Origin of the sequence: Humibacter albus DSM 18994 (assembly GCF_000421825.1) — a bacterium.
GTDB lineage: Bacteria > Actinomycetota > Actinomycetes > Actinomycetales > Microbacteriaceae > Humibacter > Humibacter albus.
Window position 1 is genome coordinate 1 of the sequence record NZ_ATXT01000019.1, and the last position, 16,964, is coordinate 16,964.

Consider the following 16,964-nt stretch of genomic DNA (forward strand, 5'->3'; position numbering starts at 1 on the left):
GGGTGCGTCTCGTAGCGTGGTGTCACTTCCCGCGGGGTTCTCGTCGTCGTTGACGTAGGAGGGCCATCGTGGGATGACCAGTTGTTTCCGGCAAGAAGCAAAGCGAGATCCCACGATGACCGATAACCAGTCTGCCTTGACGACCCTGATCGGCGAAGTCCTCGCCGATCCCGACCTGGCCCACTCGGACGTGTTCCGGCGGATGCTGCAGGCCGGCCTGCAGGACCTGATCAACGCGGAAGCGACCGCACGGATCGGAGCCGCCCCGCACGAGCGCACCCCGGAGCGGACAACGCGCCGCAACGGCACCAGGCCGAAGACCCTCGCGACCCCGGCCGGCGAAGTCGACCTTCAGATCCCGAAGTTGCGGGAGGGGTCGTTCTTCCCGTCGCTGCTGTCGCCGCGCCGGCGGGTCGATAAGGCCCTCTACGCGGTGATCTGCCAAGCGTGGATCGACGGTGTCTCCACCCGCAAGGTCGAGCAGCTGGTCCGGGCTCTGGGCAACGACACCGGCATCAGCCGGTCCACGGTCTCGCGGATCTGCTCCGAGATCGACGAGGCGGTTCAGGAGTTCCTGCACCGCCGGATCGACCACACCTGGTTCCCGTATCTGTTCCTGGACGCCACCTACCTCGACGTGCGCCACCGCGGCCGCGTCGTCTCCCAGGCCCTCGTCGTGGCCACCGGCGTCTCCGGCGAAGGTCGGCGGGAGATCCTTGGCATGGCACTGGGCGACGCGGAGACCACCGACTTCTGGACCGAGTTCCTCCGCGGCCTGCGTGACCGGGGGTTGAAGGTTCCCACCAACGCCGACCCGCTCGGCGTCGCCCTGGTCACTTCCGACGCGCACGCCGGCCTCAAGGCCGCGGTCAAGGCGATCCTGCCCGGATCGAGCTGGCAGAGATGCCGGGTGCATTTCGCGCGGAACGTGACCCAGCGGCTCGGCTCGGCACGGTCAAAGCCCGTCAACGCGCTGATCTCGACGATCTTCGCGCAGACCACCCGCGAAGCGGTGACGGCCCAGTACCACCAAGTCGCCGACAGCCTCCGCGGCTCGTTCCCCGAGATCGCGGCCATGCTCGAGAACGCCGAGCCAGACCTGACCGCGTTCGCGACGTTGCCCCGTGAGCACTGGCAGAAGGTCTGGTCGAACAACCCGATCGAGCGCCTGAACAGGGAGATCAAACGTCGCGCCGACGTGGTCCAGATCTTCCCCGACCGCGACTCCGTCACCCGTCTTATCGGAGCCGTCCTCCAAGAGCAGCACGAGGAATGGCAATACGGGGAACGCCGCTACTTCTCCGAGACCTCAATGCGAGCACTGATCCACGTCCTCCACGAGACCACCGAGCCCGCCCACCCCGAACTGCTCCTCACCGCCTAACCATCACCCACCCACAGGAAACAACAGCAGTAACACCACATCACGGGACTTGACCAGCGGAACATGTTTCCTTATGTCGGCGGAAATGCAAAAGTTCGAATCCCCCATCCTCCGCCACAAATAGATGCGTTTACCAGGTATTTTGCTGCCCAAAGCGGCACAAAACGACATGTAGGGCGCCTGAGGTGGCACAGTTTGGTGCCGTTTCAGGTTAAAATATGCCGTTTCATGCCCTCGAAGGATGGGGGATTCTCGCCTCGTGAGGATGTTGGCTTCCGCCCCGCCTGCGATAAGCGGGGCTGTCCGAGTCCGGCAGACCAACGGGCCGAGGCAACGGAGTGCGGCTTGGAGGCGTTCGCGACGGCAACAAAGACCTGGCCATGACCGGCCGATAGCAGTCTCTTCGTGCTACTCTCAAGGCACTACATCCCCCACGCCTCTCGACGATGCGCACTTGGGGGATTTTCTCTGCCCAGCGAGAAGGGACCGCTGGATGCCTCGACCGCCGCGACCACGCGGATCGCTGCCCTACGAGAAACCACCGCTGAGCGTCGACCAACTCGTCGACCGTCTCGCCGGCCGCGGCCTGCAGATCCCAGACCGAGATCGCGCGATCAGATACCTACGCCACATCGGCTACTACCGCCTTTCGCCATACACGATCCCTTTCCGGCAGAACGGATCCGACCACCTGGTCCGCAAGGGCACGTCCTTCGATGATGTGTTGGACCTCTACGTGTTCGACCGCGCACTACGACTCCTGGCCATGGACGCGCTCGAACGCGTCGAAGTAGCAGTACGAGCCGCTCTCACCGATCACATGTCGACGACATACGACAACTCGCACTGGTACACGGACCCAACACACTTCCGCGACCGGCACAGGCACGCAGGCCTGCTCAGGATCGTGCACGAGACATGCGAAGACCGCCTCAACGGAACGCCGGACGCCGGCGAAGACGCGCTCGTGCACCGCTCCGCACTCGAGCACTACCTCACGACATACGGCTCCCCGGAACTCCCACCCTCTTGGCTCATGGTCGAGACGTTGACCATCGGCCAACTGACCAGCGCATACCGCAACCTTCGGAACCGGTCCGACCGAACAGCAATCGCCGCAAGCATCGGACTGACCGCGCCCGTCCTCGAATCCTGGCTGCAAACATACGTCCGTGTGCGGAACGTCTGCGCACACCACGGACGACTATGGAACGTCGGCCTCGGCGTCTACCCCGCGATCCCCAACTCACCATCGATCTCCTGGCTGCAAGCCCCCGATACACTCCCCGAGCGGTCGCGGAGACGGCTTTACCCCGTGCTTATCTCACTACAGTCGGTGCTCGACACTGCGTCCCCGCGAAGCAGCTGGGCAAAGCGACTCCACACACTTCTCATATCTCGCTCCCCAACGAATCGCGCCGGAATGGGCATACCCGAACATTGGGCAGAAGATCCCTTCTGGAGTCGCCACATCGAGTGACCCTGCGCACGCAGGCGGATCGGCTTCCGGGCGGGCGATCCGCGAGCCGCGCGACGCTTTGACCATCTACAAGCCGTGACTAATGGCAAATCGACCTACGGCGTCGGCGCCGTTGAGCGTTCCGTTCGGGGCGTCATAGACGAACAACGCAATGCCGAATCGTTGGCGAACTCAACGGCGCCCGCTGAGTAGGTTCCAGAAGTGAAGAAGAGCGGTTTTCGCCCGTCCACAGATGCGACGCCACCAAGTTCTCTCATCTCGGTGACGCCGACGGTGCCGCTGTAGTTCTTGACTTGCGCTATGTAATGCGTGGACTCCACGTCCACGCCCCCGTCACCGCTGAACCTCGTAATGGTGGTCGCATCAGGCTCGCCGCCGGACGGCACCCCGCCAAGCCATCATTAGTCCGATCCAGATGAGAGCCACCGGAGCCGCGAGCAAACTGGACCACGTTCCGGAACCGCTGCTGGCCGCGTTTTGGCTCACCCCGATGACGAACAGCGTGGCGAACAGCAGGCCATCTACCCATGCATAAGTGAACCACTTTCTTGTGCGCTCGTCCGGCGTGATCGAATTGGGCGCGAGGCTTGCTGCTAGAGGACCGACAGATCGGGCCGCGTGAGTGGCAATGACGTCCAAACTCTCCCAGATATTCGGATACGCGGCGACCATCGATTCCCCTTGGCGTCGCATCCTCTCGCACGCACCCCGTTCAGCGTCCGTCCGAGGCGACCTGATCGTTGTCGTGCTGGGCATGTGGAACACGCTATCCAGCATCGAAACGTCGATTGATTCGAACGCTACCCCCAATTTGCGGCAATGCCGGCCGCGCACGCTCAGCCGAAATCGTGGCGACTGACCAGTTGAGAAGTCGTATTGCGTGAACGGCATCCCGGCCCTACGACCTGCCCGCAAACGGATAGCTCCGCGTGCGGCGGCAGGACTGCGACTCAGCGAAGGACGGAGCCGACGAGAAATCCGGCGCTGCCTCAAGCGCTACCTCGCACGACGCCTCTACCGCAAGCTCAACACGCTATATGCCCACGCAGCTTGACAGATATAGAAGCGTCAGTCCCAGCTTCTGGGTGGCGATCAGCGGTGGCGACGCTCGCCGAGAGGGGGTTGATGGACGTTCAGCGGGCCATGATGACCTCGAGGGCAAGCTGCCGTTCGACGTCTTCGAGCCGCGAGATGAGTCCGACCGCGTAGGGCGCTGCGACGTGATGGCCGTTGCTGTTGACCAAGGCGAGGAAGACCTGACGGAATGCGGTTTGGAAGGCCTCACTCCAACGAGAGATCTCCCCGCGTGCTCCGTTGACGACGAACACGAGACACGAAGCGTCCATCCATTGCTGACCGATCAGGTTGCGCATAACGATCACCTGGTTGTCGAACGCAGCCTGGGCGTTGCCGGCGACGTCGCGCGCGTAGCTAGCGGCGATCCCAGTCCACGCCGAAACGTGATCGGGAAGCGTGATGTTCGCGGCAGCGGCTTTGACCATCAACGCGATTTTGTCGGGAGCGTGCTCCGGGCCGCTGTGCAAGAGGGCCGCCGCGAGGCCTTGCGGCGCGTATTGCTCGTCACGTCCGGCGGCATCCCACACCCAGTCGCGGAAGGCGACTCCGACCGTCCAATTGCGGATCAGATCGACGTCCGCCGCGTCGGCATCGGCAGCGCTGAGAGCGCCCGTCACGCGGAGACGCTCTATCAGGGCTGGAGTGCCAAATGTCAGCGCACCGGCTTCTCGGGCGACGACGCGCGTTGCGACGTCATCGCACCAGAACGGCAGGTCCCGCTGCACGGCAAGGTCTAGGGCGGTGAGCCACGGATCATGCTCGTCCCCGAATCGTTGAGCGACCTCGGTTGCGAACTGCGTGTTGCCCACGCGGTCGGTCTGGCGGAACCACTCGTAGAGGGAGTTGGCGTTATCGCGCTGTATACGGAGCTCGATTGGATCCTGAGCGCTGAACGTTGCCGGAGTGTCTGGGCCGCTGGGGATGAACACTCCCCCGACCTCGCGCGCGAACGCTTCGCGCGCCGCGCCCGCGTCGACCATCTGCTGCGAAGTCGATATCAGGCGCGGGAAGCGCGAGGCGAGGAATTGTGCCCGGTCGCGGTCCACAACGGTGAGTGTGAATAGCGCGGTGACGTCGACCACGCCCCCGGACGCGATCGCTGCATCAACTGCGGCGGACTCATCGAAGCCCTGGATCGGGCCGGCGAATCTCGGAGAGCGATGCCCGAGATTGATCAGCTCGGCAAGCTGTCGACCCGTCGGTTTGGCCGCTACACCGATGGGGAACAGACCCTTCTTGAGCTTGTCGTTCAGTTCCTGCATGGCGGGGTTGCGTTGGCCAGCGGCGAGCTCGTCCATCTGTTGGATGATCGACGCCGGATCGTCGGGATCGACCTCGATGCGGCGGAACGCGTTCTCTCCTGGGTATTCACGCTCGAACTGGTCGAGCAGCTTGTCCGGAGTGATGTCCGGGGACTGCTCCGTAAGTCCCTCCCCCATCGTCAGAGCGGCGACGGCGAAGTTTCGGACGTGCCGGTCGTCGGCGAACTTGGTGACGATTTCGAAGAACTCTGCCAACGTCGCCATGTCATTGCCGTGGTGACCGAACAACAGCATCCACAGCGTGGCGTCATCAGCGATCCGCGGCGTCGGCCGGTACGTCTTCCAATCACGGTAGGCCTGGTCGAGATCGCCCGAGTCGTGGCGTAGCCGGATCAACGCCCACTGCGCTGAGAGGGAGTCCGGCCAGACCCGGAGCAAGCCCTGTGCGGCGGTGAGCGCGGCCGCAAAGTCACCCATCGACGATCCGCACTCGAGCTGGACGACATAGGCATCGAACTGGTTGCCCCAGTCGGAACCGCCGATCTGAATGGCGCGGGACGCGCGCTCGATAGCAGCGGCGTAGTTCTGTTCCCCCTGCAGCGCTCGTGCCGCGCGCAACCACAGCTCCGCATCGCCCCACTCTTGTGCGGCTTGCTCCGCAATGAAGACGAGCTCCTTGGTCTTGCCGTTCTTCTCGTAGTAACCGATCAGTGCGAGCGACAGTCGCGGGTTCTTTGGAGCCTGCGCCCGAACTCGTTGCTCTGCTCCCGGAACGTTCGTGTACAGCTCCACGATCAGTTCAAGCTCAGACGCAATCCCAGGATTGGCACCGCGGAGCTCGTCCACGAACGGGTGCACATGACCGAGGATCGCGTATCGGAAACAGAGCTCCGCCTTGTCCGACTCCTTCTCGGCGGCGTCGATCGCCTCTGACAGCAGGGCCGCGGCGCGGTCCGCGTCGTCGGCGAGCTCTGCCTCGCGGGAGGCGACCTGAAGCTTCACCCACCTCGGCGTCGCTACATCAAACTGCTCGCGAGCGGCGCGGACATTTCCGAACAACGCGAGCAGCACTGCGGACTCACTGCGCACCTCAGGGTGGTCTGTCTCCGCCTGGGTCGCAGTCGGCGGGTGCGAGAGATTCCATGCGCCTTCGTAGTTCGTGAGCATTGCGTAGGCGCGCATCGCTCGCGCGACAACGCCCCCCCCGACGACAGCCCCCACCGCCGTCGCGCATCCCGGATCTTCAGCGCGAGAGCCAGGCCGGCGCTGAGATCGAGCGTGTGGGCGCCACGCATGTCCATTCCGCTGCGACGTAGATACGCCTCCACCGCGAGACCGCCAGCGCCGGTGTGGCCGTTGGTGTCGAAGGCGGTCGTGCCGAATTCGATCAATTCGTCGAGCTGGAGTCGGCTCAACATGAAATCCGCGATCAAGGTGGAACGAATCGAATCCTGTACTGCGCTCTGCGGAGTCCACGAGCGAGCATGGCCAAGCCGTTCTTCCGGGTCGCCCGGCAGCACAGCCTTGGCGATCGGGTCTTCGGTGACATCCTCGAGGTAGTCGATCGTTGCGGCCTCATCGAGATCAGGGTTGGCCCAGGTCCATCGCACCTTCCAGTACGCGATCGGCACTGCTCCCTGCTCGATCGCGCGTGTGAACCATGCCAAGGCTGCGTCCCTGGCCTCCACCTCGGAGCTGTACTCGCCGAGCCAACCCAGCAGCCCCGCCTGATCGGGCAGCCAGCTTGGCGGTGATGTCGCCCACGACCGAAGCAGCGCGGCACGATCCGCGGCACGGAGCAGCTCCCGCAGTACTCGATCCATCGAATCGCCAACTGACTCGCGGATCGCGACGGCGTCTTGCCCAAATGACGGCGAGAGCTGGTCGACATAGGTCCGCCACAACGCCGCTCTTGCGTCTCCTGAGGTCGCCAACGCCTGCACGCCCTTAATCACCTCGTCATGCAGCGTGATCTCACGCTCTGCAGGCTCCGCCGCGCCGAAATAGGAGCGACGAAGCAGCCGAAACAACTCCTCCGCCGGCATCGCCACGCCGTTTCGGTTCACCGGACGGGCCTTCTCCAAGAGAGTGAAAGCAGCCTGCATCTGGCCGGCTTGCCCTGACCGAATCGCGGTCTTCACTGGCTTCGCTCGGACGACCAACCAGAGCCGCCGTCGCGACACGAAGTACCCCTGCGCCTTGGCAGCCTTCCGCGCGCCCGCGGCGATACGCCACGGGAACGAAAGCCGGCGATAGATCCGGGTACCGAGACCTAGAAGAGCACCGGTCCCGATGTCCGTAGCGGCGCCGGTGAGTGGATCAGCCATTCGTCTCTCCGTCCAGCGTTCGGTAGATGGTTTGGCGACTCACGCCGAAGTGCTCCGCGAGTGACGTAACCGACTCTCCTGACCCGTGCCGTTCGACTATGTGGCTGGCCTTCTGAGGTGTCAGCTTCGGGCGCCGGCCACCGGGCCTCCCTCGTGCCTTCGCAGCCGCGAGTCCATCTTTGGTCCGAGCCACCATCAGATCGCGCTCGAACTGCGCGAACGCGGCCAGGATCGTGAAGAACATCTGCCCCTCGGGTGATCGGGTGTCGATCGGCTGCTCGAGCACCTGCAGCTCAATTCCGCCGACCTCGAGCCACTGGCTGATCTCGAGAAGATCCTTCGTCGAACGGCCAAAACGGTCGAGCCGCGTCACGACGAGCGTGTCGCCGGCTCGCAGCTGCTCCCGCGCGCGATCCCACTCAGGTCGACTCGCACGGGTCCCGCTGAAGTGCTCGACGAAGTCTCGGCCCACGCCGGCGCGCTCGAGAGCGTCCTGCTGGCTCGACGGGTCCTGATCAAGCGTGGAGATTCGCGAATACCCGATGCGATGATTCGTCACCCGCGAAGTGTCACACAAACGTACGTCATCGCCGCCGTCATTCGGACACGGCAATCCGACAACTGAGTGACACCGAAAGTGTCACTCTTCGCGCACGTCCGGAAACGATCGTCTACGGACGCGCGTCTCCGTCCGGCCAATCGAGCTTGGCGATCCGTTCGTGCATTTTGTCCGACACCTCGCCCTCAACCCGGCGGTCTTCCACCGCACGCACCTCAGCGCTGCTTTCGCCACCCGAGAGACGCGACGATGCTTCAACTTTCAGGGCTTCTGGACCCGAACAGTTCCCCCAGCGCATGCCGTGGGTCAGGAGGATCCGGCACTGCGAGACGAGCGCGGATGCTCTCGGGTGTTGCGCCCGTCTCTTGAGTTTCTGCGATTGCACACGCCCACTGATAGGTCTCGAGTTCTGCTCCGTGCTCTTCCTCAAAGCGGAGTTGCTGGATCACTGCGCCCAGTCCCATTGCCAGAACCAGGAAGATTCCGCTGAGCATCGATGTCGTCTTGGCGCCTTGCGTAAACCCAACTTCCAGCGCATGTACCTGCTGGTCGTCCGCGCCGCTGCGGCGGGCGACGGCTACTCTCCGCTCGACCTCTGCGCGAAGATCGCCCGGCGCGGCAGCAACGACTTCCTCCACCGCCCGCCGAAATCGTGCGGGCATTTTGGCTAGGAGTTCAGTGACTCTCTCGAAAGTTACCAGCGTATCAAGATGGTGAGCGAGATGGTTGCGTTCCCGGTTGACGAGTCGAATCGCCGATGCGAGGTCCTCGTCCACCAGACCGAGGCCGTCGCATAGGTTCAGCTTCGCACTGAACGAGGCGCGATCGAGGATTACATTCGCGCGCGGTCCGCGAAGCTCGACGATTGTCGTCAGCGCCTGCTCCAGCAAGAGATGCCCGCGAAGGAACGTCATGCTCATCTGAGCATGACGATCGAATAGAAGGTCATTGAACTCGGCGATACCTGCGTACTTCGACGCCACGTAGGGCATTCAACCAGGAGCCCGCCTCGACGGGACACCCTGGCGTCGCCCAGGGAGCACTTGTCTTCACGACAGGGGCCGGGTCGCCACTCCACCGCAGCGTTCACTCCCGCTGGCCGATAGGGGATCCCTCGTGTCAGGAGATACACCGCTCCTGAATTCGCACGCGCACCAGTCGAAGTTCTGCTTAACCTCCGACTGGGAGGTTCGCGTTGCTCAAAGTGCCCCTTCGGATATCGTCGGCCTGTGTCCACCAATCCGCCGACAGTCTTCATCGGGTCATCCTCCGAGGGCCGCAGTATCGCGTATGCGCTAAGCGCTGCGCTGGCCCGCGAGGGTTGCGAGCCGACCGTCTGGGACCAGGGCGTTTTTGGCGCCTCGACGTACACCCTGCCTTCGCTTATTCGGCAAGCGAGCCGCACGGACTTCGCCGTACTGATCGCAACGCCGGACGATATGGCCGTACGCCGAGGCACCCAGGACCCGGTGGCACGAGACAACGTCATCTTGGAATTCGGGCTCTTTGTTGGAGCCATCGGCTTGGAACGTGTCTACATCCTTCGCACCGCAGAGTCCATACGCTTTCCCAGCGACATAGCCGGCCTGACTTTCCTCCCCTACCATCCACGAGTACATGATCAGAACCTCTCGGCCGCTGTCGGTCCGGCGACGGTTGAAGTGATGAAGCAGACTCGAGAGCACGGACGCCGCAGTTCTAGCAGCAGTGCGCGGGGGGTGTTAGAAGCGGAGGGAGAGGCGGCCTCTTTACGGCGCGAATTGAACGTCCTTGAGGCAAACTCTCGTGCCCAGGGCTGGCGCGTCCGAACCAATAGCGACACCACTCTGCGGCTCGATTCTCCACGTGGCAGCCGGCACACCTTCTCGTTCTCGATGACGGCGCCCCACCAAGGACGAATTGACCTCCGCGTATTTGCGTCCGAGCTGCGTGGCGGAGGTCTCCGCCTCAACAGCACTATTCGTCGGCCGCCTACGTAGCCGTACGAAGGCGGTGTGGCCCTCCTGGCTTCACCCTTGCGGCTTGACCAAGAGGGCCGACGCTCCAACCCGGCACTACCGGGAACTCCGCATAGCAGCTCGTCGCGTCTCTCGGCGCGCACTTCTGAGCCCTGGATCTGCTTTCAGGGCGCCCGGTGCGTGGGTTCCGAGTACCGCAAGCCCGCCTGGAGCTCATTCGCCCTTGTGACACACCTGTACTCAAAGTGCGAGCATCGTCAAGAGTAGCGATAGCGAGCCGCTCCGCGGTGCCGAACCGCTCCCCTGAGTAGCGCTTCGGCACCGCTAATCTGGCATCGCCGGTCGACGAGCGGGGAGAACTATGGGTGTCCCAACCACGAGTTTCGCCGTCGCCGCGTTGATCATCTTGGCGGTTCCTGGCATCATCTACGCGGGGATTCGACGCTGGGCCGGCGGGGAACGGGCTGAGGATCGCAACCCTGGCCTATTGTTCGTGCGCGGTCTGATCTTCGCGGTAACTCTCACGGCCACATACGCTTTGATCTTCGGTGGGCTCCTCTTCGATGGACTCAAATCGGGCCCAGCTGGAGAACAGATCATAGTGGCGCGGCCGCGGTTGGCTTCCGCGGTCGTTCTTGTTCTCTATCTACTGATGCCGGCTCTGGTGACGCTGCTCCTGGTCCGGAAGGACATTGAATGGCGACCGGTTTCGAGTGGCGGGCTCCATTGGCTGAAACTCCCGCGATCGCGTCACAACTACGTCACGGTGCCGACCTCGTGGGATCACAGCGTGCGTCGAAATCAGAACGCTTGGGTCAAAGTCAAACGTTCCAACGGCGAATGGATCGGCGGATGGTTCACGACCGGATCACACGCAACCACCTACCCCGAAAAGCCGACGATCTACATCAATGAGCAGTGGGAAATGTCCTCGGAAGGAGCGTTCACAAAACCAATCCCCGATACGGGGGTATGGCTCGCGATAAACGACACAGATATCGTGATCTGGACCAAGAAGGATCGGGAAATCCCGAACGAGGAGAGTCCAGCGTGAGCGACCAGAACAGCAACGACCGCCCTACGACGCAGCCCGATCGGTTGATCGAAAAGGGCATCGAACCGGCTTTCTATCAGCCGGCACCTACGCCCCCCGCACCTGTCCAGAACTCGGGGATCGGCAAGGAATCGTCTGACTCAAGCTCCTAGACCTGTAACTGCTGCCACTCTGCGACAGCCTTCTATCGGATCCGTGTAGCGATCGCACGGCGCTGAATCCTCTCCGAGATGACCCAAAGGCCGGACGCCGAGAAGGCCGCTATCGCTGTCGGAACACCGAACCCAGCGCCCACCCCGGTAGACCCGCAGATACTGGAACGGAGGGTCGCACGGCACAAATCAGTCACAAACGACAAGTGGAGCGCGCGAATCTGGGTGGCACAGTAGGTGACACAGTTTTCCGTGTTCTCCGTGTCGGAGCATGCCGTTTCATGTAGTCGCCGGCCGCCGAAGGCGCCCGTTGGGTCCGTATTTGCCGGGCTCTGCCGTCTTATGTCGGCGGAAATGCAAAAGTTCGAATCCCCCATCCTCCGCCGTTGTGATGAGTCGAGACATGTGTCGCGGATGAGTTGCGACATGTGTCACGTGGAAGCCCTCGGCCAGCGGCCGGGGGCTTTCTGTGTGTTGCGCCAGTAGGTTTTGTCGGGCTGGATGTTGTTGGTTGCGATGGCTTCGCCGGTGTCGTGGTGGATGACGGTGATGGTGGTGTCATTGTCCCGCGACAACAGCAGGAACGTCCACACGTGCGAAATCGCACGGCCGCGGGGTCGGAATCTCCACGGTCCTTGCTGATCCACGACTTTGCTCGTCCTTGGAGGATGTTCGCGTCGCGTAGAGCGCGCGCGGCGATAGTGCGGTCTTCCTGCACGTTGAACGCTTGCCGGTACACCGCATCCGCCGCGCGCGTCGTGCTGCGCAACTCGCTGCCGGGCATCCTCTCCACCGCGATCTTCTCGTTCCTGCTCGCTTGGAACGACTACCTGATCGCGCTGGTCTTCCTCCGCAGCGACCAGGAGTACGCCCGCCCCATCGGAACACGTCCTTCCAACAGAACCAGACCAACTGGGGACTCGTGATGGCCGTGGCCGTGGCCTGGCCGTGGCCGTGATGCTCCCACCCATCATCGTGTTCGCCGTCCTCAACCGCCTCTTCTCCGTCGGCGGCATCGGAGGATCCCTTGCCGGCAAGTAGACGGCCACTTCGCGAGCACGGGCACGAATCCGGTACCGCCAATAGTGATGACGGGCGGTCGCGTCGCACGGCATAGTTTGATGGTGGGTTCGTGATCGCCGTCAACCCAGGTCGACCTGTACCTTTGGCGCCTGGGAAGGAACTGGATCGCCAAGGTACTTCGCCACATCAGTGAGCGACAGCGTGCGCCCGATAAGGCGAGTGACGTCGAAGGCACCAGCGGCGAGCCGGTCGATGGCGTCGTCGATGAACGCAGATCCCCCGAGCACGCCGTGCACCGTCAGGTCGCGATGCACCACCGTTGCCACGTCGAGCGTGGAATGCCCGCCGGGCACACCGAGCAGCACGATCGTTCCGCCCGGGGTCACCAGGCGTGCCGCCCGAGGGGGAACGTCGTCGGCGCCCGTCGCGTCGATGACGGCCGTGTACCGATCCTCCTCGACGTCGTCGGAAAGCACCACGTCATCGAAGCCGAGGCTCTGCACGTACGAACGCTGCTCGTCCGTCCGCACGGCAACCGTGACAGAAGCCGTGATCTCCGTGACGAACCAGGCAGCCAAGAGACCGATCGTGCCCGCACCCCACACGAGGACAGAACTGGTCGAAGTCAGCGCGGCCGCGAGCACACCGCGTAGCGCGCACGATGCCGGCTCCACGAAGGCGCCGACCTCGGGTGGCATCTCTTGCGGCAGCACATGCACGGCTCGCTCGGGCACAAGAACGTATTCGGCGAGGGCGCCGTCTCGCCCACCGCGCACACCGGTTTCCACGTGCGTGTCGCAGAGATGGTGCCGGCCCTGCCCGCAGGCACCGCACTCACCGCACCCGATGAACGTGTCGGCCGTCACCCGCTGGCCTCTCGCGACCGCCTGAACGTCCTCCCCGATCTCAGCGATCACGCCCACCCATTCGTGTCCCGGGCGAAGCGGATAGCGTGCGAGCCCCGAGGCGAAGTACGGCATGGTGCCCGCGAAGAGCTCCTGATCCGTACCGCAGAGGCCTACCCGTTCCACGCGAACGAGAACATCCAAGGGGCCCACGGCGGGCAGCTGCACCTTCCGAACGGATGCCGTTTTGGCTGCGTCGATCTGGAACGCGTGCATCTCGTGTGCCGCGATCGGCGTCATCGGAGCGCGAGCTCCTCGCTGAGCAGGCCGCGAAGGTAGTCGCGGCTCATGGCACCGACGCCGAGCCCGTCTCCGCCGTAATGCTCGACCACGAAGGCACCGCGGTAACCGGCGTCGAGAGCCATCGTCACGGCATCCCGGTAGTTGATGACTCCGGTCGCCATCGTGGCCGGCGCCGTGAACACGGTTCCGTTCTCGTGCTCCATGCGGAGGTAGTTCTTCACGTGCCAGTAGTTCGTATACGGAACAACGGCGGGCAGGATGTCACGCCAATCTTCGACCGGGCCTTGTCGCCTGACGAGATTCCCGAGATCAGGATTGAGCCCCACCGCGGGATGCCCGATGTCGGTGACGAATCGGACTGCGTCGCTCGCGGTGCCGAGATAGGTGTCTTCATAGAGCTCCAGCGACAGTTCCACACCGACGTTCGCGGCGTGCTCCGCGAGCTCGCGGTACCCGCGAACGGCCAGGTCGTACGTTTCCGGCTCGCTCGGTTTCGGCGGCGGCGCCTGCGTCCAGAACCAGAGCACGTCGCGCTGCGCCGGCGCAAGAGCGTCGTGCAGCCCGAGGCAGACGACGGGTACGCCCAGTTCGGCCGCGGCGTCGATGGTGCGATGCGAAAACGCCAGATTCTGGCTGCCCTGAGCCGGATGGATGATGCTTTCTCGCACGACAGTGATCCCTGGTACGCCCAGCCCGAGCTCCGATACGACGGCACCGAAATCGCCGAGAGCGGTCGCGGAGAGGTCACCGAGACGCAGCCAGGCGCTGGGGATCTCCACGTTGTCGAACCCAGCCAGCACGACGCGGCGCAGGAGACGGCGCCAGTGGTCGGGGCCGGCGTCCGTGATCGCCGTACCGTCGCGAAGCGTTCCGGGAAACTGCAGCATCGCAGCAGCGATGGGCCATGCCGCAGCGGCGTTGTCAGGCGTGTCGGTCATCCGATGCGCAGCCCGCCGTTGAGATTGATCGTGGCTCCGGTCATGAAGCCGCCTTCACTGCCGACGAGAAGTTCGACGAGTGCCGCCACTTCTGGCACCGTGCCGAGACGACCGACGGGGAGGGCGCCGACGAACTGCGGGAGCCGCTCCTCGGTGATGCGTCCGCCCATGATGTCGGTGTCGATGGATGCCGGTGCGATCACGTTCGCGGTCACACCGTGCGGCGCGAGCTCGCGCGCGATCGATCGAGTGAGCCCTTCGATGGCGTTCTTGGATGCCGCATAAGCAGACTTGCTGTAGTTGCCGCCGCCGGTTTGCGCCGCAGTCGAGGAGAAGTTGACGATGCGGCCGAGCCCTCGTTCGACCATGCCTGGTGCGACGCGACGACAGGTGACGTACGTGCCCGTGGCGTTGATGCGCATGACCCGTTCCCATTGGGCGAGCGTGCTCTCCAGGAAGGGTGTGGGGTCGCTGATGCCGGCGAGGTTGACCAGTGCGGTTACCGGTGGAAGCTCCGCCTCGAGGCTGCTCAAGGCGGCGTCGACTGCTCGTTCGTCCGAGACGTCCGCCGCGGCACCGGCGATAGTGGCGCCGGTTGCCTCCGCCAGTTCGCGCGCGCCGGAATCGACGGCCTCGGCGTGCAGATCAACGATGCCGACGCTCCATCCTGCGCCGGCGAGCCGCTGGGCGACTCCCCGGCCGATGCCGCGTTCGGATGCTGCGCCGGTGACGATGACGGTTCGCTCGGCCGGGAGGGGTTTCAGATTCATGGCGCATCTCCGTCGAGTTGGGCAGCGATGCGCTCGATGTGTGCGAGCGAGGCCACGGTGTCTGTGCTGGGGAGATACTCCATGCCCCAAGGTCCGCTATATCCGGCTTCGCGCAGGATGCGGAGTTGCTTCGCCCAATCGAGGTCGCCCGTGCCCGGTTCATGCCGTCCGGGAGCGTCCGCAACCTGCACGTGCCCGATCAGCGAGCCATCCGAGCCGATGGCGGATGCCAGGTCCTCCTCCATCACGAGCGCGTGGTAGGCATCCAGCAGCAGCTTCACGTGCTCCGAGCCGATGGCGCGCACGACGTCGAGGCCCTCCCGTGTCGAGTCGAGGAACGCTCCAGCGTGGTCGACTCTCGTGTTCAGATTCTCGAGCAGGAGCGTGACGTCCGTGCCCTCGAGCAGGGCGGACGCCCGGCGCAGCACGTCGACAACGACGTCACGCTGCTCGCCGCGGGAAACATCCGACCGTTCGTCACCGGCGACGGCGACCAGGAACGGTGCACCAAGCCGCTGAGCGATGTCGAGCGATTCCGCGACCGCATGCAGATAAGCATCATGCGTGCGCGGGTCGGTGATCTGCAGCTGGGGATCCACGATCAACGAGAGCAGCTCCACGCCCGTCTCCTCGAGGGCAGCCTTGATCGCATCAAGATCTTTGTCGCGCCAGCCCCACATCTCCACGTGCCTCAGGCCGTGAGCCGAGGCCGCGCGAATGCGGTCTGCCGTCGTCTCGCCGGCCTCGGTGAACATCCATTCCATGTTCGCCGCGATGCTCATGCCCGGTCCTCCTCATAGGTGAGCACGAATTGCACGAGGTCGTCGGGCCGCGAGTCGACGAGGCGGTACGCGTCGCCGGCGTCTTCGATGTCGGCTTCGTGGGTGAGCAGTGGCTCGAGGTCGAGTTCTTGCATGAACTGCGAGACCATCTGCTGGCGCCGCTTCATCGACCAGAGCGGACCGAGATTCGGCGAGAGCCCGCCGACCTGCGACGAGATGACGCGCGGTCGGTTGTGGTGGAACTCTCCCGAGAGGCTGAGGCTCTCGAAGGTGCCGCCGTACCATGACATGGCGATGACCGTTCCGCAGTAGCCGACGATGCGGATGGCTTCGTTCAAGGCAGGCGATGCGCCGGAGACCTCGATGACGATGTCCGCACCTCGGTTGCCGGTCAGCGCGCGCACAGCGGCCGCGACCTCAGGCCCGGGAGTCATGGTGAGTTCTGCGCCGAATCGTTCGGCCAGCTCACGTCGATGCGCGACGGAATCGATGCCGATGACCCGAACGCCGAGCTTGCGAAGCAACTGCACCTGAATGAGCCCGATCACGCCAAGCCCGGACACCACGACGACGTCGCCGAGGTTCGGATGCGCATCGAGGATGCCGTTGTACGCGGTGTTGAGGTTGGAGTTGAGGATGCCGATGCGCGGGTCATCCAACTGCGGCAGCGCGATGACCGCTTCCGCTGGAACGACCGCGGCGGATGCGTGCGGAGTGTAGGTGTAGACCAGGTCTCCGACCTCGACTCCCGTGACCTGCTCGCCGACGGCATCGATACGGCTCACGGCTGCATAGCCGTAGGCCATCGGATAGTGCCACTCCGGTTCATCCGTCGGTTCGAACAGTCCGGTTTCCGGATCGTGCTTCGTGCGCCACTGGGCAGCGGAACCGCGGTACACGTTCATCTCCGTGCCTGCGCTGATGCCCGAGTAGAGGGTGGTCAGGAGCACATCCCCGGGTCCCACCTCTGGTAGGTCCTGGTCGAGCACCTCGACGGTTCGGGGCGCGACCAGGGTGGCGGCGCGGGCGGTGCGTGTCAGTACTGGCATT

General features: G+C 64.0%; 17 protein-coding genes and 1 pseudogene. 6 read left to right on the forward strand and 12 right to left on the reverse strand.

What is annotated here, in order from left to right; genetic code table 11:
• Positions 1–115 precede the first annotated feature (115 nt).
• Both H623_RS0115595 and H623_RS0115600 read left to right on the forward strand, forming a co-directional pair.
• On the forward strand, positions 116–1,384 hold the full coding sequence (locus H623_RS0115595) for an IS256 family transposase (RefSeq protein WP_022899078.1): 1,269 nt from the start codon (positions 116–118) through the stop codon (positions 1,382–1,384).
• A gap of 493 nt (positions 1,385–1,877) precedes the next feature.
• Positions 1,878–2,864, forward strand: coding sequence for an Abi family protein (locus H623_RS0115600; RefSeq protein WP_022901859.1), 987 nt, complete (start codon positions 1,878–1,880; stop codon positions 2,862–2,864).
• A gap of 95 nt (positions 2,865–2,959) precedes the next feature.
• Here H623_RS0115600 and H623_RS22395 read toward each other — a convergent pair whose 3' ends face one another.
• Positions 2,960–3,250, reverse strand: coding sequence for a restriction endonuclease (locus tag H623_RS22395; protein ID WP_084486098.1), 291 nt, complete (start codon positions 3,248–3,250; stop codon positions 2,960–2,962).
• Positions 3,228–3,536 carry a hypothetical protein gene (locus tag H623_RS0115605; protein WP_157561004.1) on the reverse strand — a complete coding sequence of 103 codons (309 nt, stop codon included), beginning with the start codon at positions 3,534–3,536 and terminating at the stop codon, positions 3,228–3,230. The genes H623_RS22395 and H623_RS0115605 overlap by 23 nt, the downstream gene beginning before the upstream one ends.
• A 256-nt stretch (positions 3,537–3,792) precedes the next feature.
• Between H623_RS0115605 and H623_RS22230 the strand changes: the two are divergent.
• Positions 3,793–3,918 (forward strand): annotated as a pseudogene (locus H623_RS22230) (IS110 family transposase); the annotation flags it as partial.
• Between the two features lie 79 nt (positions 3,919–3,997).
• Here H623_RS22230 and H623_RS0115610 read toward each other — a convergent pair.
• From H623_RS0115610 to H623_RS0115625, 4 genes are all read right to left on the reverse strand, one after another.
• Positions 3,998–6,274, reverse strand: coding sequence for a tetratricopeptide repeat protein (locus tag H623_RS0115610; protein WP_157561005.1), 2,277 nt, complete (start codon positions 6,272–6,274; stop codon positions 3,998–4,000).
• Positions 6,220–7,530 (reverse strand): hypothetical protein, encoded by a 1,311-nt coding sequence (locus tag H623_RS0115615; RefSeq protein WP_022901862.1) that lies wholly within the window; start codon positions 7,528–7,530, stop codon positions 6,220–6,222. Before H623_RS0115615 ends, H623_RS0115610 begins: the two co-directional genes overlap by 55 nt.
• On the reverse strand, positions 7,523–8,089 hold the full coding sequence (locus H623_RS0115620; RefSeq protein WP_022901863.1) for a recombinase family protein: 567 nt from the start codon (positions 8,087–8,089) through the stop codon (positions 7,523–7,525). Before H623_RS0115620 ends, H623_RS0115615 begins: the two co-directional genes overlap by 8 nt.
• Before the next feature lie 254 nt (positions 8,090–8,343).
• Positions 8,344–9,072: a hypothetical protein gene (locus H623_RS0115625; RefSeq protein ID WP_157561006.1), complete on the reverse strand. Its 729-nt coding sequence runs from the start codon at positions 9,070–9,072 to the stop codon at positions 8,344–8,346.
• Between the two features lie 246 nt (positions 9,073–9,318).
• Here H623_RS0115625 and H623_RS22400 point away from each other — a divergent pair, with 246 nt between their 5' ends.
• Together H623_RS22400 and H623_RS0115630 are read left to right on the forward strand one after the other, a co-directional pair.
• Positions 9,319–10,068: a TIR domain-containing protein gene (locus H623_RS22400; protein WP_169514934.1), complete on the forward strand. Its 750-nt coding sequence runs from the start codon at positions 9,319–9,321 to the stop codon at positions 10,066–10,068.
• Between the two features lie 340 nt (positions 10,069–10,408).
• Positions 10,409–11,101: a DUF6338 family protein gene (locus H623_RS0115630; protein WP_022901865.1), complete on the forward strand. Its 693-nt coding sequence runs from the start codon at positions 10,409–10,411 to the stop codon at positions 11,099–11,101.
• A 583-nt stretch (positions 11,102–11,684) separates the two neighbouring features.
• Here H623_RS0115630 and H623_RS20465 read toward each other — a convergent pair.
• Positions 11,685–11,846 carry a hypothetical protein gene (locus H623_RS20465; RefSeq protein ID WP_022901866.1) on the reverse strand — a complete coding sequence of 54 codons (162 nt, stop codon included), beginning with the start codon at positions 11,844–11,846 and terminating at the stop codon, positions 11,685–11,687.
• A gap of 126 nt (positions 11,847–11,972) precedes the next feature.
• On the opposite strand from H623_RS20465, the gene H623_RS22235 reads away from it, so the two are divergent.
• Entirely contained in the window at positions 11,973–12,179 is a 207-nt protein-coding gene (locus H623_RS22235; RefSeq protein ID WP_245559014.1) for a hypothetical protein, read from the forward strand.
• A gap of 216 nt (positions 12,180–12,395) precedes the next feature.
• Here the strand turns inward: H623_RS22235 and H623_RS0115650 are convergent, their stop codons facing one another.
• The 5 genes from H623_RS0115650 to H623_RS0115670 are packed head-to-tail and all read right to left on the reverse strand — an operon-like array spanning position 12,396 to position 16,963.
• Positions 12,396–13,421, reverse strand: coding sequence for a zinc-dependent alcohol dehydrogenase (locus H623_RS0115650; RefSeq protein WP_022901869.1), 1,026 nt, complete (start codon positions 13,419–13,421; stop codon positions 12,396–12,398).
• Positions 13,418–14,362, reverse strand: coding sequence for a sugar phosphate isomerase/epimerase family protein (locus tag H623_RS0115655; protein ID WP_022901870.1), 945 nt, complete (start codon positions 14,360–14,362; stop codon positions 13,418–13,420). The genes H623_RS0115650 and H623_RS0115655 overlap by 4 nt, the downstream gene beginning before the upstream one ends.
• Positions 14,359–15,132 (reverse strand): SDR family NAD(P)-dependent oxidoreductase, encoded by a 774-nt coding sequence (locus tag H623_RS0115660; protein ID WP_022901871.1) that lies wholly within the window; start codon positions 15,130–15,132, stop codon positions 14,359–14,361. The genes H623_RS0115655 and H623_RS0115660 overlap by 4 nt, the downstream gene beginning before the upstream one ends.
• Positions 15,129–15,914, reverse strand: a complete 786-nt coding sequence (locus tag H623_RS0115665) for a hydroxypyruvate isomerase family protein (RefSeq protein ID WP_022901872.1) — start codon at positions 15,912–15,914, stop codon at positions 15,129–15,131. The genes H623_RS0115660 and H623_RS0115665 overlap by 4 nt, the downstream gene beginning before the upstream one ends.
• On the reverse strand, positions 15,911–16,963 hold the full coding sequence (locus tag H623_RS0115670) for a zinc-binding dehydrogenase (RefSeq protein ID WP_022901873.1): 1,053 nt from the start codon (positions 16,961–16,963) through the stop codon (positions 15,911–15,913). The genes H623_RS0115665 and H623_RS0115670 overlap by 4 nt, the downstream gene beginning before the upstream one ends.
• Between the last annotated feature and the right edge of the window lies 1 nt (position 16,964).